At 69.0% G+C, this 25,709-nt stretch carries 24 protein-coding genes; 12 read left to right on the forward strand and 12 right to left on the reverse strand.

Features of this window, described 5'->3' with window-relative positions:
* The 3 genes from AVJ23_RS12045 to AVJ23_RS12055 all read right to left on the reverse strand — a co-directional run bounded on the left by AVJ23_RS12045 (position 1) and on the right by AVJ23_RS12055 (position 5,775).
* Positions 1 to 2,865 carry a monovalent cation/H+ antiporter subunit A gene (locus AVJ23_RS12045; RefSeq protein WP_058862440.1) on the reverse strand — a complete coding sequence of 955 codons (2,865 nt, stop codon included), beginning with the start codon at positions 2,863 to 2,865 and terminating at the stop codon, positions 1 to 3.
* A 250-nt stretch (positions 2,866 to 3,115) separates the two neighbouring features.
* Complete coding sequence (locus AVJ23_RS12050; protein WP_058862441.1) at positions 3,116 to 4,180, reverse strand: Hint domain-containing protein; 1,065 nt, start codon at positions 4,178 to 4,180, stop codon at positions 3,116 to 3,118.
* Positions 4,177 to 5,775, reverse strand: coding sequence for a Hint domain-containing protein (locus tag AVJ23_RS12055; protein WP_058862442.1), 1,599 nt, complete (start codon positions 5,773 to 5,775; stop codon positions 4,177 to 4,179). Before AVJ23_RS12055 ends, AVJ23_RS12050 begins: the two co-directional genes overlap by 4 nt.
* A 269-nt stretch (positions 5,776 to 6,044) precedes the next feature.
* On the opposite strand from AVJ23_RS12055, the gene dapE reads away from it, so the two are divergent.
* The 4 genes from dapE (at position 6,045) to AVJ23_RS12075 (ending at position 11,659) form a co-directional block, all read left to right on the forward strand.
* Positions 6,045 to 7,187, forward strand: coding sequence for a succinyl-diaminopimelate desuccinylase (gene dapE / locus AVJ23_RS12060; protein ID WP_058862443.1), 1,143 nt, complete (start codon positions 6,045 to 6,047; stop codon positions 7,185 to 7,187).
* Positions 7,188 to 7,203: 16 nt separating this feature from the next.
* Positions 7,204 to 7,755: a TIGR04282 family arsenosugar biosynthesis glycosyltransferase gene (locus AVJ23_RS12065; protein ID WP_058862542.1), complete on the forward strand. Its 552-nt coding sequence runs from the start codon at positions 7,204 to 7,206 to the stop codon at positions 7,753 to 7,755.
* A 152-nt stretch (positions 7,756 to 7,907) separates the two neighbouring features.
* On the forward strand, positions 7,908 to 10,199 hold the full coding sequence (rnr, locus tag AVJ23_RS12070) for a ribonuclease R (protein WP_058862444.1): 2,292 nt from the start codon (positions 7,908 to 7,910) through the stop codon (positions 10,197 to 10,199).
* Positions 10,200 to 10,303: 104 nt separating this feature from the next.
* The gene (locus AVJ23_RS12075) at positions 10,304 to 11,659 is read left to right on the forward strand and encodes a lytic murein transglycosylase (RefSeq protein ID WP_058862445.1); all 1,356 of its coding nucleotides are present in this window, start codon (positions 10,304 to 10,306) and stop codon (positions 11,657 to 11,659) included.
* A 155-nt stretch (positions 11,660 to 11,814) separates the two neighbouring features.
* On the opposite strand, the gene AVJ23_RS12080 is transcribed toward AVJ23_RS12075, so the two are convergent.
* The 3 genes from AVJ23_RS12080 to AVJ23_RS12090 all read right to left on the reverse strand — a co-directional run bounded on the left by AVJ23_RS12080 (position 11,815) and on the right by AVJ23_RS12090 (position 13,460).
* Complete coding sequence (locus AVJ23_RS12080; RefSeq protein WP_157772671.1) at positions 11,815 to 12,252, reverse strand: hypothetical protein; 438 nt, start codon at positions 12,250 to 12,252, stop codon at positions 11,815 to 11,817.
* Positions 12,253 to 12,327: 75 nt separating this feature from the next.
* Positions 12,328 to 12,750: a hypothetical protein gene (locus tag AVJ23_RS12085; protein WP_157772672.1), complete on the reverse strand. Its 423-nt coding sequence runs from the start codon at positions 12,748 to 12,750 to the stop codon at positions 12,328 to 12,330.
* Between the two features lie 158 nt (positions 12,751 to 12,908).
* A complete protein-coding gene (locus AVJ23_RS12090; protein ID WP_058862448.1) occupies positions 12,909 to 13,460 on the reverse strand; it encodes a hypothetical protein in 552 nt (183 codons plus the stop codon).
* Between the two features lie 108 nt (positions 13,461 to 13,568).
* On the opposite strand from AVJ23_RS12090, the gene AVJ23_RS12095 reads away from it, so the two are divergent.
* From AVJ23_RS12095 to AVJ23_RS12105, 3 genes are read left to right on the forward strand one after another with little or no spacing between them, the layout of a single operon-like run.
* Positions 13,569 to 13,901, forward strand: coding sequence for a hypothetical protein (locus tag AVJ23_RS12095; RefSeq protein WP_058862449.1), 333 nt, complete (start codon positions 13,569 to 13,571; stop codon positions 13,899 to 13,901).
* Positions 13,902 to 13,948: 47 nt separating this feature from the next.
* Positions 13,949 to 14,215, forward strand: a complete 267-nt coding sequence (locus tag AVJ23_RS12100) for a hypothetical protein (RefSeq protein ID WP_058862450.1) — start codon at positions 13,949 to 13,951, stop codon at positions 14,213 to 14,215.
* Positions 14,216 to 14,228: 13 nt separating this feature from the next.
* A complete protein-coding gene (locus tag AVJ23_RS12105) occupies positions 14,229 to 14,849 on the forward strand; it encodes a DUF1523 family protein (protein ID WP_058862451.1) in 621 nt (206 codons plus the stop codon).
* A 60-nt stretch (positions 14,850 to 14,909) separates the two neighbouring features.
* On the opposite strand, the gene AVJ23_RS12110 is transcribed toward AVJ23_RS12105, so the two are convergent.
* From AVJ23_RS12110 to AVJ23_RS12125, 4 genes are all read right to left on the reverse strand, one after another.
* Positions 14,910 to 15,788, reverse strand: a complete 879-nt coding sequence (locus tag AVJ23_RS12110; RefSeq protein WP_058862452.1) for an EamA family transporter — start codon at positions 15,786 to 15,788, stop codon at positions 14,910 to 14,912.
* A gap of 179 nt (positions 15,789 to 15,967) precedes the next feature.
* On the reverse strand, positions 15,968 to 16,606 hold the full coding sequence (locus AVJ23_RS12115) for a DsbA family oxidoreductase (protein WP_058862543.1): 639 nt from the start codon (positions 16,604 to 16,606) through the stop codon (positions 15,968 to 15,970).
* A complete protein-coding gene (gene wrbA, locus AVJ23_RS12120) occupies positions 16,606 to 17,229 on the reverse strand; it encodes an NAD(P)H:quinone oxidoreductase (RefSeq protein WP_058862453.1) in 624 nt (207 codons plus the stop codon). The genes AVJ23_RS12115 and wrbA overlap by 1 nt, the downstream gene beginning before the upstream one ends.
* A gap of 105 nt (positions 17,230 to 17,334) precedes the next feature.
* On the reverse strand, positions 17,335 to 18,222 hold the full coding sequence (locus AVJ23_RS12125; RefSeq protein WP_058862454.1) for a LysR family transcriptional regulator: 888 nt from the start codon (positions 18,220 to 18,222) through the stop codon (positions 17,335 to 17,337).
* A gap of 187 nt (positions 18,223 to 18,409) precedes the next feature.
* On the opposite strand from AVJ23_RS12125, the gene gpmI reads away from it, so the two are divergent.
* From gpmI to AVJ23_RS12150, 5 genes are all read left to right on the forward strand, one after another.
* Complete coding sequence (gpmI, locus tag AVJ23_RS12130; RefSeq protein WP_058862544.1) at positions 18,410 to 19,939, forward strand: 2,3-bisphosphoglycerate-independent phosphoglycerate mutase; 1,530 nt, start codon at positions 18,410 to 18,412, stop codon at positions 19,937 to 19,939.
* A gap of 77 nt (positions 19,940 to 20,016) precedes the next feature.
* Positions 20,017 to 21,150, forward strand: coding sequence for a murein hydrolase activator EnvC family protein (locus tag AVJ23_RS12135; protein ID WP_084794533.1), 1,134 nt, complete (start codon positions 20,017 to 20,019; stop codon positions 21,148 to 21,150).
* Positions 21,151 to 21,166: 16 nt separating this feature from the next.
* Positions 21,167 to 22,504, forward strand: coding sequence for a S41 family peptidase (locus AVJ23_RS12140; RefSeq protein WP_058862455.1), 1,338 nt, complete (start codon positions 21,167 to 21,169; stop codon positions 22,502 to 22,504).
* Between the two features lie 152 nt (positions 22,505 to 22,656).
* Positions 22,657 to 23,142, forward strand: a complete 486-nt coding sequence (locus AVJ23_RS12145; RefSeq protein ID WP_058862546.1) for an RNA pyrophosphohydrolase — start codon at positions 22,657 to 22,659, stop codon at positions 23,140 to 23,142.
* Entirely contained in the window at positions 23,143 to 23,628 is a 486-nt protein-coding gene (locus AVJ23_RS12150; protein WP_058862456.1) for a hypothetical protein, read from the forward strand.
* 214 nt (positions 23,629 to 23,842) lie between these two features.
* Here the strand turns inward: AVJ23_RS12150 and AVJ23_RS12155 are convergent, their stop codons facing one another.
* Together AVJ23_RS12155 and AVJ23_RS12160 are read right to left on the reverse strand one after the other, a co-directional pair.
* A complete protein-coding gene (locus AVJ23_RS12155; RefSeq protein WP_058862457.1) occupies positions 23,843 to 24,208 on the reverse strand; it encodes a hypothetical protein in 366 nt (121 codons plus the stop codon).
* Between the two features lie 4 nt (positions 24,209 to 24,212).
* On the reverse strand, positions 24,213 to 25,685 hold the full coding sequence (locus tag AVJ23_RS12160; protein WP_058862458.1) for an NAD-dependent succinate-semialdehyde dehydrogenase: 1,473 nt from the start codon (positions 25,683 to 25,685) through the stop codon (positions 24,213 to 24,215).
* Positions 25,686 to 25,709: the final 24 nt, after the last annotated feature.

A 25,709-nucleotide genomic window follows, 5' to 3' on the forward strand; every position in this document is an offset into this window, starting at 1 on the left:
TCACTCTGCCTTCTTCCTGAGGGATTCGACCGCGCGTGAGGGGTCGTAGCCCATCGGTTCCTTGTTCACCGTCTCGCCGGCATGGCGTGCCATGCGGGACAGGCTGTAGAGCATCAGCATCACCGCGCCGAGCACGCAGAGGAACACGCCCAGGTCGAACAGCGCCGCGGTGGCCAGTTCGAACTCCTCGATCGGTTCGAGATGCACGTAGCCGAAGGCGCTGGTCAGGAAGGGCCGCCCGGCCAGCCACGCGCCGGCGCCGGTCAGCCCGGCCACCAGCACGCCCAGCCCGATCAGCGTGTGATACTTGATCTTCTGGCGCCGCGTGGTCCAGGCAAAGCCCGAGGCCATGTACTGCATCAGCAGCGCGATCGACACGACAAGCCCCGCGACGAAGCCGCCCCCCGGCTGGTTGTGCCCGCGCAGGAAGATGTAGACCCCCACCATGATCGCGATGGGCAGCATCAGCCGCGTCACCACCACCATCATCAGCGGGTGCCGGTCGCGCGACCGGTCGAGATCATAGCTGGAATTGCGCAGTCGCGCACCGGCCGGCCCCGAGAGCAGCGCCTCCATCAGGGCAAAGATCGCAAGGCCCGCGATGCCCAGCACGATGATCTCGCCATAGGTGTCGTAGCCCCGGAAATCCACGAGGATCACGTTGACCACGTTCGTGCCGCCGCCGCCCTTGTAGGAGTTGGCCAGGTGATAGGCCGAGATGCTGTCGAAATCGCGCATCATGAAGGCGAAAGCCAGCAGCCCCACGGCCAGGCCCGCCGCCACGGCCACCACCGCGTCCGAGCCGATCCGCAGCCCGGTGCTTTCGGCCGGCGTCTCCTTGGGCAGGAAATGCAGCGCCAGCAGCAGCAGCATGATCGTCACCGTCTCGACCGAGATCTGCGTCAGCGCGAGGTCCGGCGCCGAGAGGTAGACGAAACCGGCCGAGACCATCAGCCCGACCACGCCGATCACCACCAGCGCCAGGAAGCGCTGCCGGTGCAGGATCACCACGGTCGCCGTGGCGATGATCAGCAGCAGCCAGCCGAAGAAGACCGGGATCGGCACGGGCAGCATCTCGCGCGTGGGCGCGCCCAGCGCACCGCCCTGGTAGGCGGCAAAGCCCACGATCACCGTGGCGGTGACGAAATAGGCGAGGTAGCGGCTGATGGCGCCGTTGTGCAGCGCCTCGCTGATGCCGCGCGTCCAGCGGACCACCGTCGCGACCAGCCCGTCGAAGATCACCTTGGCCTCGGGGCGCGGCGCGGCGATCCACGCCCGGTCCAGCGGCCGGTGCAGCGCCAGCAGCACCGCGCCGCCCAGGATCGCGCCCACCGACATGAAGAGCGCCGGATTGATGCCGTGCCAGATCTTCAGATAGGGCTTGGTCTCGGCGCCCGTGACGGCATTGGCCGCCATCTTGACCACCGGCTCGGCCAGGAAGGGCGCAATGCCGATCACGACCACCAGCACGGCCAGCAGCGCCGGGGCGGCATACATGCCGAAGGGCGGGTCATGCGGGTGATGGGGATAGTCGTCGCGCACCGGCCCGCCGAAGACGTGGAAGATGAAGCGCAACGAATAGGCAACCGAGAACAGCGCCCCCAGCGTGGCCAGCGCCGGCACGATCCACGGGTTCTGGAACCAGTAGGTGTGCGAGGCCTCCTCCAGCATCATCTCCTTAGAGATGAAGCCGTTGAACAGCGGGATGCCGGCCATGGACAGCGCCGCCACCGTCCCGATCGTCGCCGTGACCGGCATCAGCCGGGCCAGCCCACCCAGCCGCTTGATGTCGCGGGTATGCGCCTCGTGGTCGACGATACCGGCGGTCATGAAGAGCGCCGCCTTGAAGGTCAGGTGGTTGATGATGTGGAACACCGCCGCGATGGCCGCCGCCTTGGTGCCGAAGCCCAGAAGCATGGTCAGCAGGCCCAGGTGGCTGACGGTCGAGAAGGCCAGCAGTGCCTTCAGGTCGTCCTTGAACAACGCGATCACCGCGCCCAGCACCATGGTGATCAGCCCGACCGTGGCCACGAGGTAGAACCAGATCTCTGTCCCCGCCAGCGCCGGCCACATGCGCGCCATCAGGAAGACGCCGGCCTTCACCATGGTGGCCGAATGCAGGTAGGCCGAGACCGGGGTCGGCGCGGCCATGGCATGCGGCAACCAGAAATGGAACGGGAACTGCGCCGACTTGGTGAAGGCCCCCAGCAGGATCAGGATCAGCGCGGGCACATACCAGTCCGACGCCTTGATCTGGTCGCCGGCGGCGAGGATGTCGGTCAGGTTGTAGCTGCCCACGATATTGCCGAGGATCAGCATCCCGCCGATCATCGCCAGCCCGCCGGCCCCGGTCACCGCCAGCGCCATGCGCGCGCCCTGCCGCCCTTCGGGCAGGTGTTTCCAGTAGCCGATCAGCAGGAAGGAGGACAGCGAGGTCAGTTCCCAGAAGACCAGAAGCAGCAGGATGTTGTCCGACAGCACGATGCCCAGCATCGCGCCCTGGAACAGCAGCAGGTAGGTGTAGAACTGACCCATCGGGTCGTCCTTGGACAGGTAGAACCGCGCGTAGAGCGTGATCAGCAGACCGACGCCCAGGATCATCACCGCAAAGAGCAGCCCCAGCCCGTCGAGAAAGAAGCTCGCGCTCAGCCCCAGCTGCGGCAGCCAGGCGATCTCGGCCGTGTAGACCTCGCCCCGCATCACGCCGGGCGCGAGGATCAACAGCATGACCAGCGCAAGGAAAGTCGGCAGGGCGGTGAAGGTGGCACAGGCCGTCCGCCCCGCCCGGATCATCAGGCCCGGCACCAGCGCGCCGAGGAACGGCAATAGCGAGATGATCGGGAGGAAGCTGCTGTCGATGCTCATGCGCCACTCTGCCAAGTCCAGGATCATGGTTTTGTCAACAAACCTGGCCTGAAATGCAACGCGGTTTTCGGAAATTCACACGGATCCGTGCCCCGAAACCAACCCATGCCCCCTGCCCGGGCCCTGGCGCCGCGCAGGCGTGTGCCGAACTCCGTCTGGCACGCCAGCCCGACCCTGTCACAGCACGCCCTCACGCCCCCCGGATGACCGATCCGCCTCGATTCGCAGGCGGCGGCCGAACGGCGCCGTCTCAGGCGACGCGGGCCTCGGCGAGGGTGATGGCCTCGAAGGGGCGCAGCACCTTGAGGCCGGCGCGAGTGTGTTCGGGCATCAGGTTGTGCGGCACGTCGGCCAGCAGCGTCTGGGACAGCTGGTCGCGGCGGCGGCGCAGGCGGCCGACATAGAGGCTTTCCAGCCCCGCCCCAGCGCCGACCAGCTGGGCATGGCCGGGCAGCAGCAGGTGGTGGTAGCGCACCCGGCGCAGCCCCTCCTCGTAGACCGCGGCGAACCCGTTCACGAGGCTCAGCGCCGGGATCAGCACCGCGCTCCGGCCGAACAGGTACTCGACCTCGGTGCCGCCGATCACCAGCCGCTGGTAGGGCGCCACGACAAGATCGCGCTGCAGCCCGAAATAGGGCGCGCGCAGGCGGATCGGCTGGAACGAGCCCAGCGCCGGCACCTGCCGTGTCACCCGGTGCAGCACGGGCACCAGCTCGCCCGACCATGTGCGCACCGTGTCGCCGCAGCGCAGGTCCCCGACCGGGCGATAGCCCTCGCCGGTCAGCACCGGCACCTGAGCCACCAGCGACGGCATCGGCCCGACCGGCTCGATCTCGTCGGAGACGGCGAAGAACAGCACGTCGTCATCCTTCTGGCAGAGCTGCGGGCGCCGGGTCAGCGTGTAGATGTCTTCCAGCAGCAGCGGCGGCGGCGGCGGGGTCTGCTGCACCACCACCGTGTCGCTTTCGGGCCGCTCAACCGCCACCCGGCCCCAGCGCGCCTCGCTGTCCCAGGTGAAGGTCACGCGCAGCACGTCGGTGCGCGCCTCGTGACGGTGCTGCAGCACCGTGTGGAACACCTCGTCGCCCTGACTCATCACCAGCACGATGCCGCCGCCGGGCACCGCGCGGAACGAGATCGCGCCGGGCCAGGGGTGCAGGCGGTCATAGGACAGCAGCGTCTGCGGCCGCCCGTCGGGCGACAGGCGGGTCTCGATCAGGATCGAGCCGCGCGGCATCAGCGTGTCGCGGGTGGTCCCGAATGCATCCGGGCAGACCCAGCCGTCGCCCTTGCCCGAGATCGCGATCCAGCTCATGCGGCGCGCCCCCCGCGCAGCAACGCGGCCTCGTGCCGGCGCAGGATGCGGCGCGCGGCCGGGCCGTAGCCCGCGCCGGTGGCCGGGTCGAGCTCGGGGAAGAGCGCCACGATCTCCTCCAGCGTCTCGCGCGCGAAGACCGAGGCGGTCTGCGGCCCGGGCAGGAAACTTTCGCTGAGCAACCCGTTGGCACGGATGATCTCGTGCCGGTCGAAGAGCAGGTGCACATAAGTCACCTGGCCGCCCTCGACCACGCGGATCGACTGGCCGTTGACGAGGTGCCGGGCCGCGGCCAGCACCTCGGGATCCTCGAAGAGCAGATGCGCCATCACGTCCTGCACGAGGATCCGGTGCTGCGGCGAGACGCGCAGCGCATCGTGATCGCCCATCGCCCCGGCCGAGATCTGCACCGGCGCGAAATCGCCCGTCGCGGCGACGGTGCGCTGGCCGATCCAGCGCAGCGGCTGCGGGCCGCGGTCGCGCGTCTCGACAAGGTCGCCGGGGCGCAACGTCTCGACCGGGCGCGGCCCCGCGACCGTGTCGATCAGCGTGCCGGCCACGAAACAGGGCACCGACTCGACCGTGACATAGCCCACATCCGTCTGCCCGGTGGAGCTGGCGACGGTGTAGGTGTAATTGATCGTCTCCTCGTCGCCATCGCCCAGCACGCTCATCGTGCCATCGGCGTTCAGGGTGACTTGCTGGCCGGTGTTCAGCGTGACCGTGTCCCCGGCCGAGACCGCAATGCCGTTGATATGGGTGATGCTCAGCGTGCCGCCAGTGGCGTTGTCATCATTGGCCAGCGCGTCCAGCGTGCTGCTGCCGGTCGGGTTCACGGTGACCTGGTCGGATTGCGCGACCAGCGTGGTCTGCACCGAATCCGCCGCGATCAGCAGGTTGGAATCGTATTGCGTGTCCAGCACATCCGCCACGCCGATCCGGATCGAGTTCACCTGCCCCGGGTTGACCGGGATGGTCAGGGTCATGGTGACGGTGAACCCGTCCATCTCGGTATTGTACTGGTCGTCGGTGTTGTCGACGAAGAGGTTCTCGTTCGTGCTGTCGTTGACGTTGCGCGGGTCGACATCGCCGTCGCCGATCTCGACATCGACCTGCGTGCCGTTGATCCAGACGCCGACGAAATCCTGGTAGAGCGAGGTCTGGTACTCGGGATATTCCTCGGACGAGAAGACGAACTGCATCGTCATCGTGTCGCCGGTCGGGATGAAGTCGATGTCCATGTAGGACGCGTCATAGGTGTTGGCGCCGGCGGCCGCGTTGAAATCGCTCTGGTTGTTCGGCCCCGAGGTGTTGGTCGAGGTGTCGGTGTTCTGGTTGGAATCGTCGGAGTTCCACCACCACCACCGGCTGGCGCTGTTGGTGAAATCCGCGGCCCGGCCGGTCGACAGGATCACCCCGGTATCGGAGGGCGCCACGCCGGGCGAGGTGTCCAGCCCGTCGCTGTAGATCCCCGAGGACCGGCCATCCCCGGTATAAGAGGCCGAGACGATCGTGACCCCGTCGCCCATGATGGTCTGGGCCATCTGGGTGGCGGTGGCATTGGTGTTGATGGGCAGTTCACTGGGCGCGACCATGCCGGTTCCTTGCGATCTGCGAGGCATGGGGACACAGCACCGCGGACACCGGTCTGGGGACCGGCGATGCGGGGGGCTGCGGGATATGACTGCTCGCCTGCCTCGGCGTTCTTGTTTGACTTGTGGATAACACGCGGCGGCGGTCCTGTTAACGGATTGTTTACGCTGACCTCCCGGCAGCGCCCCGGTCTTGATGCAATTGCGCCACATTTGCGCTTGCCGCCGCGCCGGGCTAGCCAAGACCAGCCCCGCCCGCAAAGGAGACGCCCATGCCCCTCGATCCGGCCGACCTGACCGCCCGCCTTGTCCGCTGCCCCTCGGTCACGCCGGAGGATGGCGGCGCCCTGCCCCTGCTGCAGGAGGCGCTGGACCAGGCGGGGTTCGCCTGCACCCGGGTGGACCGCAACGGCATCGCCAACCTTTTCGCCCGCTGGGGCGAGAAGGGCGCGGCGCGCAGCTTCGGCTTCAACGGCCATACCGACGTGGTGCCCGTGGGCCGGCGCGAGGACTGGACCCACGATCCCTTCGGCGCCGAGATCGTGGACGGGATGCTCTACGGGCGCGGCGCGACGGACATGAAATCGGGCGTCGCCGCCTTTGTCGCCGCGGCGGTGGATTTCGTCACCGAGACGCCGCCCGAGGGGGCCGTGATCCTCGCCATCACCGGCGACGAGGAAGGCGAGTCCACCGATGGCACGCTGGCGCTGCTGGACTGGATGGCGGCCGAGGGCGAGCGGATGACCGATTGCCTCGTGGGCGAGCCGACCTCGCCCGATTTCATGGGGCAGATGATCAAGATCGGCCGGCGCGGGTCGCTCAACGCCTGGCTGACCGTGCGGGGCACGCAGGGCCATTCCGCCTATCCGCATCGCGCGCTGAACCCGATCCCGGCGATGGCGCGACTGGTCGACCGGCTCTCGGCGCACGAGCTGGACCGAGGCACCGCGCATTTCGACCCTTCGACGCTGGCGGTGGTGACCATGGACACCGGCAACGCGGCCACCAACGTGATCCCGGCCGAGACGCGCGCCTGCCTGAACATCCGCTTCAACGACAGCCATAGCGGCGCGTCCCTGACGGACTGGCTGCGCAGCGAGGCGGCCGCCAACGACGCAGCGTTCGGCACGACCACCGAGGTCACGGTGAAGATCTCGGGCGAGAGCTTTCTGACGCCGCCGGGCCCGCTGTCGGATCTCGTCACGCAGGCCGTCGCGGCCGAGACCGGCGTGACGCCGGAGCTGTCGACCACGGGCGGCACCTCGGATGCGCGCTTCGTCAAGGATCACTGCCCGGTGGTCGAGTTCGGGCTGGTCGGCAAGACGATGCACGCGGTGGACGAGCGCGTGGAGGTGGCGCAGATCCACCAGCTCAAGGCGATCTACGGCCGCATCCTGCGGGACTATTTTGCCTGAGCGCACGCTGATCGTGATGCTCAAGGCGCCGCGCCCGGGCCGGGTCAAGACGCGGCTTGGCCGCGAGATCGGCCATGTGGCAGCGGCCTGGTGGTTCCGGCACCAGTCGGCGCAGCTGCTGCGCCGGCTGCGCGACCCGCGCTGGCGGCTCGTGCTGGCGGTGGCGCCGGACCGCGAGGGGATGGCCTTCCGGGGCTGGCCCGCCGACCTGCCCCGGATTCCGCAGGGGCCGGGCGACCTGGGCCGACGCATGGCGCGTGCCCTGGCCGCCACCCCGCCCGGCCCCGCCTGCCTCGTGGGCGCCGACATCCCCGGCATCGACCGCACCGCGATCTGGCGCGCCTTCCGCGCGCTGGGGCCGAATGACGTGGTCTTCGGGCCGGCCGAGGATGGCGGCTACTGGCTGGTGGGGGTGCGCAACCGCGTGCCACGGGGCCTGTTCCGCGGCACGCGCTGGTCTACGCGGCATGCGCTGGCCGACAGCATCGCCTCGGTCCCCGATGCACGGGTCGGGCTGGTCGACAGGTTGCGGGACGTGGACAGGGCCGCCGACCTGAAGACGCGGTGACGGGCCCCTCGGGGCCGGGCGCGCGCCGGGCCGGAGGCCGGGGAGGCCGGCCGCGCTTGGCATGAGTATTTGGAAAGAGAAGAAGCCAGGGGCGCGCGCGGCAGGTCGGCTTTCGGCATGACGCGGCCCGGGGCGCGTGCTAGGGGTCGGGCATGACACAGCTGCCCACCAAATCCCAGATCCTCGAGTGGATCTCCGAGAACCCGACCCAGACCTCGAAGCGCGAGATCGCCAAGGCCTTCGGCATCAAGGGCGCGGACCGGATCGACCTGAAGCGGCTGCTCAAGGAGCTGGAGGCCGAGGGCCACCTGGAGAAGCGCAAGAAGACCTATCGCGATCCCGACCGGCTGCCGCCGGTCAGCGTGCTGCAGGTCAAGGCGCCCAATGACCAGGGCGACCTGTTCGCGCAGCCGCTGGAATGGCATGGCGAGGGGGTGGAGCCGGTGGTGCTGATCGTGCCGCGCGCCAGCGATCCGGCGCTGGGGGAGGGCGACCGCATCCTGGCCCGGCTGCAGGTGGTGCACGAGGAGGATCACAATTACGAGGCCCGACTGATCCGGCGCATCGGCGCCTCGCCCCGCCGGGTGGTGGGGATCTTCCGCAAGGGCGCCGAGGGCGGGCGGATCCTGCCGATCGACAAGGGTTCGGACAAGGAATGGCAGGTCGCCGCGGATGCCGCGGGCGGCGCTCGGGATGGCGAACTGGTCGAGGCCGAGCAGGCCGGGCCCAAATCCCGCCTTGGCCTGCCGCGGGCGCGCATCGTGCTGCGGCTGGGCGACCCGTCCGAGCCCAAGGCGGTGTCGCTGATCGCCATCCACCAGCACGGCATTCCCGACGATTTCCCGCCCGAGGTGCTGGCCGAGGCGGATGGCATGAAACCCGCCGGGCTGAAGGGGCGCGAGGACCTGCGCGACATGCCGCTGGTCACCATCGACCCTTGGGACGCGCGCGACCATGACGACGCGGTGCTGGCCCAGCCCGATGACGATCCGAAGAACCCCGGCGGCTTTGTCCTCTGGGTCGCGATCGCCGACGTGGCGCATTACGTCACCCCGGGCTCGAAGATCGATGTCGAGGCGCGCAAGCGGGGCAATTCCTCGTATTTCCCCGATCGCGTGGTGCCGATGCTGCCCGACCGGCTGTCGGGCGATCTCTGCTCGCTGCATGAAGGCGTGCCGCGGGCCTGCATCGCGGTGCGCATGGTGATCGATGCCGAGGGCAACAAGCGGTCGCACCGTTTCGTGCGCGGGCTGATGCGCTCGCCGGCCTCGCTCAGCTATCAGCAGGTGCAGGCGGCCATGGACGGCACCCCGGACGAGCGCACCGGACCGCTGCTGGAGCCGGTGATCCGCCCCCTCTTCGGCGCCTACAAGGCGCTGGCCGCCGCGCGCGACCGCCGCCAGCCGCTGGATCTCGACCTGCCCGAGCGCAAGGTGGTGCTGACCGAGGAGGGCAAGGTCGAGAGCGTGGATTTCGTCGAGCGGCTGGATGCGCATCGGCTGATCGAGGACTTCATGGTGCTGGCCAACGTGGCCGCCGCCGAGACGCTGATCGCCAAGAAGACTCCGCTTCTGTTCCGCGTGCACGAGGAGCCGCCGGCCGACAAGCTGGAGAGCCTGCGCGACACGGCCGAGGCGGCGGGGCTGGTGCTGGCCAAGGGGCAGGTGCTGAAGACCCGGCATCTCAACCGCCTGCTGCATGACGCCGCCGGCGGCGACGAGGCCGAGCTGATCAACCTCGCCACGCTGCGCAGCATGACGCAGGCCTACTACAGCCCCAAGAATTTCGGGCATTTCGGCCTTGCGCTGCAGAACTACGCGCATTTCACTTCGCCCATCCGGCGCTATGCCGACCTTGTCGTGCACCGGGCGCTGATCACCGCGCATGGCTGGGGGCCGGACGGGCTGAGCCAGCAGGATCTCGAGACGCTGGAGAGCACGGCCCAGCATATCTCGGATACCGAGCGACGCAGCATGATGGCCGAGCGCGACACGACCGACCGCTATCTCGCCGCCTATCTCAGCGACCGGCTGGGGGCCGAGTTCACCGGCCGCGTGTCGGGCATCGCCAAGTTCGGGCTCTTCGTGAAGCTGGACGAGACCGGCGCCGACGGGCTGGTGCCGATCAGCACGCTGGGCAACGAGTATTTCCATTTCGACCGCGATGCCGGCACGCTGATGGGGGCCGATTCGGGCCGGATCATCGGGCTGGGCCAGCGCGCGCGGGTCAAGCTGGTCGAGGCCGCGCCGGTGACCGGCGGCATCGCCTTCGAGCTGCTGGAGCTGGATGACGAGACCGTCGAACAGGGCGGCCGCCGCCGCGTGTCGCGCGGGCGCAAGCCGGGCCGCAACGGTCCCTCACCCCGGCGCAAGCCCGCCAAGGCCCAGAAGAAGGACGCCAAGACCCGTCGCAAGGTCTCGCGCCAGCGCCGCGCCAAGCCCTGAGCGAGGCCAATGCGCGGGGCCTTGCCGCCCCGATTTGACGCCTTCGCACAGGCTGCGTTTCGCGCTATGATGGTGCAAAACAAGACGAGCAGTCGGAAGAATCCATGAACAGATCTCTTGTGCCCTGGGCGCTTTGCGCGGCCATGGGGGTAGGACCGGTTTGCGCCGGTACGGTCGAGGTGTCGCTGCGTCCCAAGGCGCGGCCGGTGGCGGTGGCGGTCGAGGAAATCGTCGGCCGCGCGGTGATGATGCCGGATTTCACGGTGGCGCCCGCGCGTTCGCTACGGCCGCGGGCGCGCCCGGCGGCGCTGCTGCCGAAGGTCGACGGGGTCGATGGCACCGAGGCGGGGTTCCGCGCCTGGACGCGCGACTTCCGGCCCCGTGCCCTGCGGCAGGGAATCTCGGCCCGGGTCTTCGACGCGGCCTTTGCCGGCGTGCGGTTCGACCCGCGCGTGGTGGCGCGCGACCGCAGCCAGTCGGAGTTCTCCAAGACGATCTGGGACTATCTCGACAGCGCGGTGTCCGACACCCGCGTGTCCAACGGGCGCGCCGCGCTGCGCCGCCACGGCCCGCTGCTGAACCGGATCGAGGCGCGCTACGGCGTCGAGAAGGAGGTCGTGCTGGCGGTCTGGGGGATGGAGACCAACTACGGCAGCTTCCGCGGCGAGGACAACGTGATCCGCTCCATGGCCTCGCTGGCTTATGACGGGCGGCGCGCGCGGTTCTTCGAGACGCAGCTGGTCGCGGCACTGCGCATCCTGCAATCGGGCGACACGACGCCTGCGCGGATGAAGGGCTCGTGGGCAGGCGCGATGGGCCACACCCAGTTCATGCCCACCTCGTTCGAAGCGCTTGCGGTGGATTTCACCGGCGACGGGCGGCGCGACATCTGGGGCGAGGACCCGGCCGATGCGCTGGCCTCCACCGCGAATTACCTGGCCCGGAACGGCTGGGTGCGCGGGCTGCCCTGGGGGGTCGAGGTGCAGCTGCCGCGCGGCTTCGATTACGGGCTGGTGGGCAGCAAGACGAAACGCATGCCCTCGGCCTGGGCGCGGCTGGGCGTGACCGGGATGGATGGCCGCCCGGTGCGCGATTTCGGCAGCGCGCGACTGTTCCTGCCGGCTGGCCACAAGGGCGCGGCCTTCCTGGTGTTCAAGAATTTCGACGTGATCCGACGCTACAACCCGGCCGACGCCTACGCGATGGGCGTGGGCCACCTGGCCGAGCGGATCGCCGGCGGCCCGAAGATCCGCGGCGGCTGGCCCCGCGACGACCGCGCCCTGACCCGGGCCGAGCGGATGGAGTTGCAGCGCCGCCTGACCGCGGCGGGCTTCAACACGCACGGGGTGGATGCCCGGATCGGCCCGCGCACCGTCGCAGCCCTGCGCGCTTTCCAGCGGTCACGGGGGCTGGTGCCGGACGGCCATGCCTCGCTCGATGTGTTGAAGCGGCTGCGCTAGGGGCCGCCCCGAGCGCAGCGGTTCGACCTCATCCCACCGGATTGCCGCGGCAAGAGGACATGGCGATCGGCAACAAGCGGGCAGCGGCGGTCACGCGTGCGGCGCGGGTCGTGCCCCCGAGGGGAGCGGCCCCGAATGGGCGCGAGTGAGCACCGTCAGGCGCATTTTCGTTGCCAGACCTCGAACCGCAAGCGGACCGGGCCTTGGGCACACTCAAGCTCGGATCTCGGCGTCTGTCCGCGTGTCGGCGCCAATGCCCCGTGTCCCAGCGTCCAGCGAACCCAGTTGGACGGGTGGGACGGATCGCGGACCGGGTCCGCTGCCCAGTCCCGTGCGTGCGCGAGTTCGTCATGCAGGCGATTGTCGAACCGGTCGCTGGCGAAATCGCCGGCATTCGCGCGCTCGGCCAGCCTGTCGAACGCGCGGAACAGAGTCTGGTCGTCGGCGCCATAGCTGTGGCCCCGCCCCTCGCGAAATGCCGATTGATACGCCGCGGCGCTGTAGCTGAAGAAGAGTTCCAGGGCGGTCCCCCGGTCCAGCCGCGGATGGTGGGCCATGGCCTCGATCAGTCCGCCACAGTCGATGTCGCACAATCCGCAGGCAATCACGTGCAGGTCGTCGGCCGTCAGGCCTGCGATCTTCTCGGCCGCGCTTTGCCTTGTGTGGCCCTAGATGGCAAATAGCTGAGTTTTGCGCCAGCGCTCTCGGGCCTGACGGGTCTCGGCCGTTTCGAGTTTCGGCCGGGGCCGCGCCTTGGGGGCACCCTTGGGCATTGCGATCTCGGGGCGCAGGTCGCCCAGTTCGTTTGTGACCCGGATCAGGCTTCCCATGAGTAACGGATCGCCGCGCGCGGCGAGGCGCAGGAAATAGCGGAAGAGATCGGGGGGCAGGTGGTGGCCGGCCCAGCACGCGATGATATAGGCCCCTAACGGGCCGCTGATCGTTTTCGGATCGTTCTGGTAAGGCTCGTGTTCCTTGATCTTGTCATAGAAACTGGCGCGCAGCGGGTTGCCCCCCGTTTGCGCGGCGCGCCGGCCCTTTTCGAAATCCGCGCGCCAATGCGTGACCGCGACACCGATGAGGATCTGCAACGCCTTGCGCGGGCGGGCATGGGACAGGAGACGCGCGAGGAAGATATTCATGTGGGGCTGTCCTTCGGGTTCGGGGCCTACAGATCGCCCCGGACCCTGACCGCCGAATCGGGCGGCAATCCGGCAAGGGCCGGACAACTCCGCGAAGGGCGGAAGGCTCAGCTGCCGAACCCCGCCAGCGCCTGGAAGTCCATCGTTTCCAGCAGCATGCGCACGAGGTCGAGATCGCCCTCGCCCTGCACCAGCACGCGGTTGCCCACCAGCGCCATCAGCTGGTCGTCCTGCGCGGCAAAGCGCTGGCGGTTGATGCGTTCGACCTTCAGACCCATCATCGAGGCATTGCTGATCATGGCGGACATGCTCGACACCATCGGGTTGTCTGCCATGAGGGTGATCTTGACGCTCTCGCCGCCCGGACCGTCATACTCCGCCTCGGCCCCGACACCGCCGCCCATCATGGCCAGCCCCGCATTCATCTCGGAGTTCACCGCGCGCGACCACCCCTCGGGCGCGGCGGGCAGGAAGGCGCCGAGGCTGTCGGTCTTCATCTCGAGAAGGCGCTGGCGGGCGAAGTCCAGCTCGTCCAGCGCGTACTGGATATCGCCCTCTTCATAGGCGTCGATGGCCGATTGCAGCGTGTCGGTCACCTCGTCGGCCGAGACGAGGGTCGGACAGGCAAGGGCCGCGACAAGCACGAGGATGCGGGGCATGGGGATCTCCGTTTGCTGTTTTTGCCATCGTGGCAAGCGCGGCGCGATCCGGCAAGGCCGGGAAAATCCCGCCTTGACCGGGGCGCCGCCCCGCCCCACCTGCCTTGTGTGATCACCGCCCTGCTTCTTCCGACCCTTGCCCTGATGGCGCTGGCCGTGCTGGTCACGCGCGGCATCGAGGCGTTGGTGCCGGAAAGCCCGGCCGGGCTGGCCGCGATCGCGGTGCTCTCGAGCCTGGCGCTCTGGCTTCTGTCGGCTGCCGGCTTTGCCGGGCTCTACCTGATCCGGGACGCGCAGATCGCCGTGGTGCTGGGCGCGGCGCCGCAGGCCGGGCTGCGGCATTTCCTGGGCCTGGGCGCCAAGGCCGCGCTGATCTGGGCACCGCTGGTGCTGCTGGTCGTGGCCACCGCCCCGCGCCGCTGGAAAACCGCCACGTGGTAGCTTGATTTTCGGGCGCCGCCCCGGTCTGGTGACAGCAGGAGGCGAAGATGCTGGCACTTGCACGATTTCTGGTCCTGGGCTTCGTCGTGCTGACGGTGGTCTACGGATCGCTCTGGTTCTACCTGCGCGCCAACCGCCGCGAGCAGCTGGAGCGCATGTGGGAAACCGACCCGCAGGGTCTGCCGCAAAAGGATTTCATCCAGCTCGGGCTTGCCTATCACGACCGGTTGCGCCATCGCTTCCTCATCATAACGGTATATGTCATACCACTGAGCCTCGTGACCCTGATCGTCTACCTGACCAATTTCCACTGAAAGGCCGACCGCCATGGTTTATGTCAAATGGACCTTCATCGCCCTGTTCTGGCTGATCGTTCTGGCCTTCCTGCATTACACGCTGCCGCAGCACGACATCGCGCGGATCACCGACACCTATGAAAAGCGCATCGACCCCGGCGAGAATCGCTGGTTCTGGGCGCAGGCCGAGGTGGGCAACAACCCCGATACCGGCAGCCGCGATGTCTTCTTCATCCAGACGCGGCAGGCCGATGGCGACGTGATGGTCTATCGCAACGAGGATACGGGCTGGGGCTGGCCGCCCTATTTCAAGTTCGACACCTCCAACCTGCAGGCCGAGGCCAACGACCTGCGCTCGGATGCCGACAACCCACGCTGGGTGGCGATCCGGCATTACGGCTGGCGCAACGAGTTCATCTCGATCTTCCCCAATGCCGTCTCGGTGCGCCCGGTGGCCGGCCCGGACGTGACGATCATCCCGTGGATCAGCATCGCGATCCTCGTGACGCTGGCGGCGGCCTTCTGGGCCATCTGGGTGCGCTGGACCCGCTTCTGGAACCGCCGCGTGGACCCGGTGCTCGACAGCGCCGGCGACCGCGCCCGCGACGCCGGAGACGGCGTCCGAGGCCTGTTCTCGCGCAAGTCGAAGTAAAGCGGGGCCGGGACCGGCGCGACCCCGTCAATACCTGACAGCGCGTCCGACTGCCCGCGCTCACACGGCCCGTGCCGCTGGGTGAACCGGCACCGGGCGGTTGGCGCGTTGGCCGGCCCAGACCGCGCCGAGGACGATGATCGCGCCGAGCGCCTGGATCGGGGTCAGGGCCTGGCCCAGCACGATCCAGCCCAGGGCGACCGCGGTCACCGGGCTCATCATGCCCAGCATCGAGACGGCCCCCGGCTCCAGCCGTGCGACACCGCGAAACCACAGCGCGTAGGTGGCCGCGGCGCCGACCAGGCCCAGCCAGGCCAGCCCGGCGAGGTTCAGCGGCGTAAGTGGCGGCAGCGGCGGCTCGACCAGCAGGGCCAGCGGCAGCAGGATCAGCCCGCCGGCGGTCAGCTGCCACGCGGTGAAGCTCAGTGCCGAGACCGGGGGCTGCCACTTGCGGCTGAGCACGGTGCCTGCCGCCATCGACGCCGCGCCGCCCAGCCCGGCTGCGACGCCCAGCGGGTCGAGCGCGGCCTCGGGGCCGATCAGCAGCAGTGCCACGCCCAGCACGCCGGTCGCGGCGGCCACCACCGCACCGGCCCGGACCGGCGTGCCCAGCCAGCCGCGCGCCATGGCGATGACCATCATCGCCTGCAGTGCGCCCAACGTCGCCGCCACGCCGCCGGGCAGGCGATAGGCCGCCACGAAGAGCAGGACCCAGAACAGCGCGAAGTTGAAGCTGCCCAGCAGCATCGCCCGGCCCAGCCAGGCGCGGGGCGGCAGGCAGCGGGTCAGCGCCAGCAGCAACAGCCCTGCCGGCAGCGCGCGCAACGCCGCCAGCGTGATCGGATAGCCGGCAGGCAGCGCCTCGGTCGTCACGAGGTAGGTGCTGCCCCAGACCGCCGGGGCGAGTGCCGTGAGCAGCGTGTCGGTGACGCGTGTCATCTTTGGCCTCCGCGTCGCTGCCAGAGCGGCAGTAGGTCGAGGCGCGGCCTGTCCGCGCAACGCTCGAGGCCGATATCGCGCAGCAGGTGCGGTGGCAGGTCGCCCGCCGGGCAGCGCCCGACCACGCGCATGGACCGCCGGACACGGCGAAGAACTCTTTCAAACATGGGAATCTCCTTTCAGGCGGCCAGCCGCAGCGCGGCGCGCAGTTGTGCGGCCAGGTCGGCGCGGGGCCCGTTGACGAGGCGCGTGCCGGTCTCGCGCACGATCAGCGTGGGCACGGCCCGCACCTGCAGGCTGCGCGCCGCCTGCCTGTCGGCCGCGACGGCGCGCGCCGTCTCGGGCGCCTCCAGCAGCCGGGCAAAGGCCGCGGCCTCGAAGCCCTGCGCCACGGCGAGTTGCAGCACCGTTTCCGGATCGGCGATGTTGCGCGCCTCGGACAGATGCGCGCGTTGCAGGCGGTCGAACATGTCCCAGTGCCCCTCTTGCCCGCCCAGCCGCTCGGCCGCCTTGCAGCCCAGCGCCGCGACCTGCCCGTGGGGGTAGTCGAACGGCGCGGCGCGCATCGCCTCGATGTTCACCAGCGCGGGCCGATCGCTGACCTGCCGGCAGGCGGCCCAATGGTCGAGGATCGTGGCGCGCGCCGCTGCGGGGCTGCCCCAGCGGGCCGCCATCTCGGCGCGGCTGGCCTGCAGCACGAAGCTGCGGTGGCGGATGTCGAGATCGAACTCCTTTGCCAGGCTGCGCATCCGGGACGAGATGTTGAAGCACCAGCAGCAGACCACGTCATGGAAGAAGTCGAGTGTCAGCCGGGGCATCATGCGGCCTCCGCGTGCAGGGCGACCCCGGCCAGGCGGCCGGCGATCCGGGCCACATGCGCCCCCTGGAAGCGCGCGCCGGCCAGGTCCGTCTCGGTCGGGTGGCGCGCGCCATCCGCCCCCGCGATCGTGCCCGCACCGTAGGGCGCGCCGCCGATCACGGCATGGGCCTCGGTCTGGCCGGCAAAGCTGTAGGGCATGCCGACGATCAGCATTCCGAAATGCTGCAGCGGGATCTGCGTGGTCAGCAGCGTCGCCTCGTGCCCGCCATGCTGCGAGCCGGTGGAGGCGAAGACCGCCCCAACCTTGCCGACCAGCGCGTTGCGCGCCCAGAGCCCGCCCGCCTGGTCGAGAAAGGCCTTCATCTGCCCGGCCATCATGCCGAACAGGGTCGGCGTGCCAAGGATGACAGCATCATAGTCGGCCAGGTCCGCCGGTGTCGCCACCGGCGTGGCATCCTCGATGAAGCCGGCTTTCTGCCGAATCGCGTCGGGCACGGTCTCGGGCACGCGGCGCAGGTCGACGCGGGTGCCGGGCACGCTTTCTGCGCCCTGGGCCTCGGCCTGTGCAAGCGCGCGCACATGGCCATAGCTGGAATAGTAGAGAACAAGAACGCGGGTCATGGGATCCTCTCGGGCTGTCGGTTGCGATGCCGGGAAGATCGGTCAGACGGCGCGCCGGAATAACCGGGCCATGCGCACAACACTCTTTACGCTGGCTGAAGAATGTCAGCCGGACAGGGCCGGGCGGAGGTGGTCGAGAAAGGCCGAGACCCGCGCATCCATGCCCAGCCGCGAGGCGGTCACGGCAAAGATCTCGGGCGCGGGCAGCTCCCAGTCGGGCAGGATGCGCACCAGCGCGCCGCTTTGCTCGGCCGGGTCCGAGACGAAATCGGGCAGCGTGCCCAGCCCGTGCCCCGCGATCAGCAGGTCGCGCAGCACAAGGCTGTTGCCCACGCGCACCCGAGGATCGAGCGTCACCGTCATGCGGCCGTCCGGCCCGTGCAGCGCCCAGCTGGTCAGGTGATCGGCCAGCAGGAACCCCACCACCCGGTGCTGCGCAAGATCCCCGGGGGTCTCGGGCGTCCCTGCGCGCGCAAGATAGCCGGGCGCGGCAAAGATCCTCTGCCGCATGGTGCCGATCCGCCGCGCCACCAGCACGGAATCGGGCAGGCCGGGCCGGATGCGGATCGACAGGTCGAACCCGCCTTCGACCATGTCGACCACCCGGTCATCCATCGACAGTGTCAGCCGCAGTTCCGGATGGGCGTCGAGAAAACCCGGCAGCATCGGCGCGATCACCATCTGCCCGAACGAGGATGAGGCGTTCACCCGCAGATGGCCGCGCACCGCGCCGGCCCCCTCGCGGATCCGCGCCTCCACCCCTGTCACGGCGTCGAGAATGCCCGTCGCCTCCTCGTAATAGAGCCGCCCGGCATCGGTCAGCGACATGGCGCGGGTGCTGCGGGTCAGGAGCGTGGTGCCCAGGCTCTCTTCCAGCAGCTTGACCTCACGGCTCAACAGCGCCGGTGACACGCCCAGATCCTCCGCCGCCCGCGCAAAACTGCCCCGCTCGACGATCCGCTGGAAGGCACGCATGACGGATAGCTTGTCCATGTCGGTCTTGTCCCTGCCCGCCTCTGTCGCGGCCACGATGTGGGAATAGCACGTGGCGCATGCGGCCGCGACACGCAGCGCGGGCGAAATGCCGCTCCGCCCAGCCTCCGCACCACACGGGCGCGACCTGCCCCCTCCACATCCCGGCCCGCGGCTGATACAGCTTGCGCGACACAGCCGGAGGCGCATTTCCATGACCAAACCCGTCATCCTGACCATTCTCGACGGCTGGGGCCTGCGTGACGAGACCGAGAACAACGCACCGGCGCTGGCCGATACGCCCACGATCGACCGTCTCATGGCCAACTGCCCGCATGCCACGCTGGTCACCCACGGCCCGGATGTGGGCCTGCCCAGCGGGCAGATGGGCAATTCCGAAGTTGGCCACACCAATATCGGCGCCGGCCGCGTGGTGGCCATGGATCTGGGCCAGATCGACCTCGCCATCGAGGACGGCTCCTTCTTCGAGAACACGGCCATCCTCGATTTCGCCAAGACCCTGAAGGCCGCCGGCGGGCGCGCGCATCTGGCCGGGCTGACCTCCGAGGGCGGGGTGCATGCCCATGTCAGCCACATGATCGCCGCGGCCAAGCTGCTGACCGACCAGGGGGTCGAGGTCGTTCTGCACGTGCTCACCGATGGCCGCGACACCGACCCGAAATGCGCCGGCCAATCGGTCGAGGCGCTCGACGCCGCCTTGGGCGACAGCGCCACCATCGCCACCGTCACGGGGCGCTACTTCGCCATGGACCGCGACAACCGCTGGGACCGGGTGGAGAAGGCCTATCGCGCCATCGTCGACGGCACCTCCGAGGCCGATCCGCAGCCCGATGCGCACAAGGCGATCGAGGCCGCCTATGCGCGGGGCGAGAGTGACGAGTTCATCAAGGCCACGGTGATCGACGGCTATGCCGGCATGGCCGAGGGCGACGGGCTGTTCTTTCTCAACTTCCGCGGCGACCGCGCGCGCGAGATCCTCGCCGCCATTGGCGCGCCGGAGTTCGACGGGTTCGCGCGCACGCCCCCGAAACTCTCCGCCATGCTGGGCATGGTCGAGTATTCCGACGCGCATAACGCCTACATGACCACCGCCTTCCCCAAGCGCGAGATCGTCAACACGCTGGGCGAATGGGTGGCCAAGCAGGGCCGCAGCCAGTTCCGGCTTGCCGAGACCGAAAAATACCCCCACGTGACCTTCTTCCTCAATGGCGGCAAGGAAACGCCGGAGCCGCACGAGGACAGGTACATGCCGAAATCGCCCGGCGTGGCGACCTATGACCTCCAGCCCGAGATGTCGGCCGCCGAGGTGACCGAGAAATTCGTGGCCGCGATCGAACAGGGTTATGACCTGATCGTGGTCAACTACGCCAACCCCGACATGGTCGGCCATACCGGCGATCTCTACGCCGCCATCAAGGCCTGCGAGGCGGTGGATGCCGGGCTGGGGCAGGTCGTGGACACGTTGGAACGGTTGGGCGGCGCGCTGCTGGTGATCGCCGATCACGGCAATTGCGAAACCATGGTCGACCCCGAGACCGGCGGCCCGCACACGGCCCACACCACCAACCTCGTCCCGGTCATCCTCTACGGTGGCCCCGACGGCGCGCAGCTGGCCGATGGGCGGCTGGCCGATGTGGCCCCGACCCTGCTCGAGCTCATGGAACTGCCCCAGCCTCAGGAGATGACAGGCCGGTCACTGATCAGGCCGGGGGGCTGATGCGCCGGCCCGATCTTTCATCTTTCCGGAAATACTCCGGGGGGCCCGCAGGGCGGGGGCAGCGCCCCCTCCGACGTGTGGTCCTGGCGGGGGTCGCGGGGCTCTGCCTCGCCCTCGCCGCCCCGGTGAGCGGCCCGGTGGCCGCCCGGCAGGCCGGCGACGCGGCGCGGGACGCGGCCGAGGCGCTCGAGGCCGCCTCGGTGCTGCTCGACACCGCCGACAGCGCACGCGACCGGGTGGCGGCGCTGACCGACACGGTGCGCGCCTTCGAGGACGGGCTCGCCGCCATGCGCGAGGGGCTGCGCGACGCGGCCATCCGCGAGACCGAGCTGACCCGCCGTCTTGCCGCGCAAGAGGAAGAGGTCGCCCAGCTTCTCGGCGTGTTGACCGCGCTCGGCAACCGCGCACAGCCCGAGACGCTGCTGCATCCGCAGGGCCCGCTGGGCACGGCCCGGTCGGGCATGCTGGTGGCCGCGGTGACCCCGGGGCTGGCGGCGCAGGCCGCCGCGCTGCGCGCCGATCTCGAAGAGGTCACCGCGCTGCGCCAGCTGCAACAGAACGCCGCCCGCACGCTCGAGGAGGGGCTGTCGGGCGTGCAGAACGCGCGCACCGCGCTCAGCCAGGCCATTGCCGATCGCACCGACCTGCCGCGCCGCTTCACCGAGGACCCGGTCCAGACCGAGATCCTGATCGCCGCGACCGAGACGCTGCAGGGCTTTGCCTCGGGGCTCAGCCAGATCGGCGAGGGGGCCGAGGCCGACCCGCTGCCGCCCATCGGCGACCGCAAGGGGCTCTTGCCGCTGCCCGTACGCGGGGTGCTGATCCGCGGCGCGGGCGAGGCCGACGCGGCCGGCGTCACCCGGCCCGGCATCGTGCTGGCGACGCGGCCGCAGGCCCTGGTCACCACGCCCACCGCCGCCACGATCCGCTATAACGGCCCGCTGCTGGACTATGGCCTCGTCTCGATCCTCGAGCCGCAGGCCGGGCTGCTCTTCGTGCTGGCCGGGCTCGAGGCGGTCTACGGCTCCGCCGGCGAGGTGCTGCCCGCCGGCAGTCCGGTCGGGCTGATGGGCGGCGCGGATCCGCAGGCCGGCGACGTCGTCTCACCTTCCGGTGAAGGGGGTGGCGCCGGGCGTTCGGAAACGCTCTATATGGAAGTCAGGCAGGGCGATCAGCCCGTGGACCCGCTGGACTGGTTCACAACCGATTGAGGGAAGAGAGACCGACATGCAGAAATTCGTGATGGCCGCCCTGGGCGGCACGCTGGCCTCGGTGGTTGCGACCACCCAATTCGTCGGGCCCTTGCTGGCGCAAGAGGAGAACCGGCCCTCCAGCGTCTACGAACAGCTCGATCTCTTCGGCGACATCTTCGAGCGCATCCGCGCGCAATATGTCGAGGAAGTGGACGAATCCGAGCTGATCGAGGCCGCGATCAACGGGATGCTGACCTCGCTTGACCCGCATTCCAGCTACCTCGCCCCCGATGATGCCGCCGACATGCGGGTGCAGACCCGCGGCGAGTTCGGCGGGCTGGGCATCGAGGTCACGCAGGAAGAAGGCTTCGTCAAGGTGGTCTCGCCCATCGATGGCACCCCGGCCGATTCCGCCGGGATCGAGGCGGGCGATTTCATCACCCATGTCGACGGCGAGTCGGTGCTGGGCCTGACGCTGGACGAGGCGGTGGACCTGATGCGCGGCCCCGTGGGCTCCGAGATCATCATCACCGTGGTGCGCGAGGGCGTGGAAGAGCCCTTCGACGTCTCGATCATCCGCGACACGATCAAGCTGACCGCCGTGCGTTCGCGCGTCGAGGGCGAGACTGTGGTGCTGCGCGTGACCACCTTCAACGACCAGACCTATCCCAATCTCGCCGAGGGGCTGGCCGAGCAGGTCGAGGAAGCCGGCGGCATGGACTCGGTGAACGGCTTCGTGCTGGACCTGCGCAACAATCCCGGCGGGCTGCTGAACCAGGCGATCAAGGTGTCGGATGCCTTCCTCGAGGCAGGCGAGATCGTCTCGACCCGCGGCCGCGACCCGGCCGATGGCGACCGCCACAATGCCACGCCCGGCGACCTTGCCGAGGGCAAGCCGCTGGTCGTGCTGATCAATGGCGGCTCCGCCTCCGCCTCGGAAATCGTCGCCGGCGCCCTTCAGGACCATCGCCGCGCCATCGTCGTGGGCACCAAGTCCTTCGGCAAGGGCTCGGTCCAGACGGTGATGCCGCTGCGCGGAGATGGCGCGATGCGCCTGACCACGGCGCGCTACTACACGCCCTCCGGCCGCTCGATCCAGGCGCTGGGCGTCTCGCCCGACATCGTGGTCGAACAGCCGCGCCGCGATCCCAATGCCGAGGAAGACGCCGATTCGCAGGATCCCTTCGCCCGCTCCGAGGCCGATCTGCGCGGCCGGCTCGACAACGACTCGCTGAGCGAGGAGGAGGTCCGCCAGATCGAGGAGGACCGCGCCAAGGCCGAGGCCGCCGCCAAGCTGCGCGAAGAGGATTACCAGCTGGCCTATGCGATCGACATCCTCAAGGGCCTGTCGGCGCTGGGCGACCGCGACTGATCCGGCCTGTCCGATTGAAACAACCCGCAGGGGCCGTCACATCCGTGGCGGCCCCTTTTGCGTGGGCCCCGCTTCTTTCCCCGCGGAAGCGATCGCGCTAGACCTGCGGGCAACCCTGTTCCCCTTATCGCGAGCGCCCCATGACCCGAGCCCTGACCGCCGAAGAGATCGCCAAGCTGCCCTATCGCCGCAATGTCGGCGTGATGCTCGTCAATGCCGCGGGCCACGCCTTTGTCGGCCAGCGCATCGACAGCGAGACCCCGGCCTGGCAGATGCCGCAGGGCGGCATCGACAAGGGCGAGGACCCGCGCGAGGCGGCACTGCGCGAGTTGGAGGAAGAGACCGGCGTGTCGCGCGACCTCGTCACCGTCGAGGCCGAGACGCCGGACTGGATCGCCTATGACCTGCCGCACGAGATCGTTCCGCGAATCTGGAAAGGGCGCTACAAGGGACAGGAGCAGAAATGGTTCCTGTTGCGGTTTCACGGCACCGATGACCAGGTGCGGCTGGATGCGGACGATCACCAGGAGTTTTCCGAATGGTGCTGGCTGCCGCCCAAGGATGTCGTCGCCCAGATCGTCCCGTTCAAGCGGCCCGTCTACGAGCGGGTGATCGACATATTCCGGGAGTATCTCTAGATGCGCAGCCTTGCCCTTCTCCTCGCCCTTCTGGCCTCCGGTCCCGCCCATGCGCTCAGCTGCATCGGCGGCGACATCGCCAGTGCCTTCCTTTCCGCCGACGAAAGCCCCGACCCCTGGGTGGTGATCGACGGGCGGCTCAGCTTCGATGCCGCCCTGTTGCCGAAGGGCACGTTCGACGAGGGGGCGGAGGCTGCGGGGCCGACCGAGATCCCGGCCCGGATCGCCGGCCGGTCGCTGGGGCGGGAGGGGTTCAAGCAGCCCTTCGACCAGCCGGTGACGCTGCGGGTCAGCTGCGCCGGGCCATGGTGCGGCAGCGCCACCGACGCCGCCCGCTATGTCGCCTTCCTCAAGCGCACGGCCGAGGGCTACATGGCCTTTGCCGGCCCCTGCGGCGGCCACCTCTTCCAGGCGCCCACGGAGGAACAGAAACAGATCGTCGTCACCTGTTTCAACGGCGGGCCCTGCCAACCGGCCGAGTTCTGAGCGGCAAGCCGCTTCGAAGCGGCTTGTCCAAGCGCTTTCCAAAGCGCTTGAGGAACGCGTTTGCAAACGCGTTGACCAAGGCCTTTCGAAAGGCCTTGGCCCTGCCCGACTTCGTAAGTGCGATTGCTGACCCATGCGACGGAGCCTCGTTTCGTACGAAGGCGGCATTCGTCCTCATGCAGATCCACCGGCCACGTCAGCAGACCTTGCCAGGTCACGACCCGCCCGGTTTCAGCCACAGCTTGTAGTGCAGCACCACGCGGTCGTGGCGGGCGCGGTCGAGCTTGGCGCGGAACAGCGCATAGGCGCGTTGCGGGTCGGTGTGGTCGGCCCAGTTGCGGCCCGCCTCGTCGGCGCCGAGGATTTCCCAGCCGATGTCGCGGGGCGGCTCGCGGAAGGCCGGCGCGCAGGCCTCCATCATCGCGACACCCTCGCCGAAGGCCAGCCCGTAGCGGGCCAGCGCATCAGCCTGGCCCGCCCTGAGCCAGGGCGAGCCGTCTCCGCTCTGCGCGGCCCGCCGCCACGCCGCCAGCATGTCGGCCGGCGGGCGCGGGACGGGCGCGAGCAGATCGATATCCATCCTGTCAGACGCTCAGGCAGACATATTTCATCTCGAGGAAATCCTCGATGCCGTGATGGCTGCCCTCGCGGCCGAGGCCGGATTGCTTGACGCCGCCGAACGGCGCGACCTCGGTCGAGATGATGCCGGTGTTGACGCCGACGATGCCATATTCCAGTGCCTCGGCCACCTTGTAGACGCGGCTGAGATCCTTGGCGTAGAAATACGAGGCCAGGCCGAAGATCGTGTCATTGGCCAGCGCGATCACGTCATCCTCGTCCTCGAACTTGAAGAGCGGCGCCAGCGGGCCGAAGGTTTCCTCGGTCGCGAAGGCCATCTCCTGCGTGGCGCCGGTGACGATGGTGGGGTGGATGTAATTGCCCGTGCCCTCGGCCTGCTCGCCGCCCAGGATCACCTCGGCGCCCTTGGACTTGGCGTCGGCGATGTGCTCCAGCACCTTGTCCACGGCATCGGCATTGATCAGCGGGCCAAGCTGCGTACCGTCCTTCAGGCCATCGCCGACCTTCATCTGGCCGACCTTCTCGGCCAGTTTCTTGGCGAAGGCGTCATAGACCCCGGCCTGCACGTAGATCCGGTTGGCGCAGACGCAGGTCTGGCCGTTGTTGCGGAACTTGCACATGATCGCGCCCTCGACCGCGGCGTCGAGATCGGCGTCGTCGAACACGATGAAAGGTGCGTTGCCGCCCAGCTCCATCGAGCATTTCATGACCTGGTCGGCGGCCTGCTTGAGCAGGATGCGCCCCACCTCGGTCGAGCCGGTGAAGGTCAGCTTGCGGACCTTGGGGTTCTCGCAGAATTCCTTGCCGATCTGCGAGGCCGAGGAGGAGGTGACGATGTTGAACACGCCCGCCGGGATGCCCGCGCGCTCGGCCAGCACGGCCAGCACTGTGGCAGAGAGCGGCGTCTCCTTGGCGGGGCGGCCGACAAAACTGCAGCCCGCGGCCAGCGCCGGCGCGGCCTTGCGGGTGATCATGGCGGTGGGGAAGTTCCACGGCGTGATCGAGGCGGCCACGCCGATCGGCTGCTTCATCACCGTGATGCGCTTGTCGCGCTGGTGCCCGGGGATGGTCTCGCCGTAGATGCGCTTGGCCTCTTCGCCGAAGAACTCGATGAAGCTCGCACCGTAGCCGATCTCGCCCTTGGCCTCGGCCAGCGGCTTGCCCTGTTCGGCGGTCATGATCGTGGCCAAGTCATCCTGGTTCTCGATCATCAGGTCGAACCATTTGCGCATGACGCCGGCGCGCTCCTTGCCGGTCCACTTGGCCCACTCCTTCTGCGCGACATAAGCGGCGTCGATCGCGGCGGCGGCCTCGTCGCGGCTCAGGTCCGCCACCTCGGCGATCACGTCGCCGCGGGCGGGGTTGGTCACGTCGAACGTGCCCTGACCGGTCTGCCACTGCCCGTTCACGTAAGCCCGCGTTTCCAGCAGGGAGGGGTCCTTGAGGAGCGATTTGAGGTTCGTCGACTGGTCTAGCATGGTGTCCTCGCTATGCTTAGAAGT

It is taken from the genome of Pseudoponticoccus marisrubri (assembly GCF_001482405.1).
In the GTDB taxonomy this organism is placed as follows: domain Bacteria; phylum Pseudomonadota; class Alphaproteobacteria; order Rhodobacterales; family Rhodobacteraceae; genus Pseudoponticoccus; species Pseudoponticoccus marisrubri.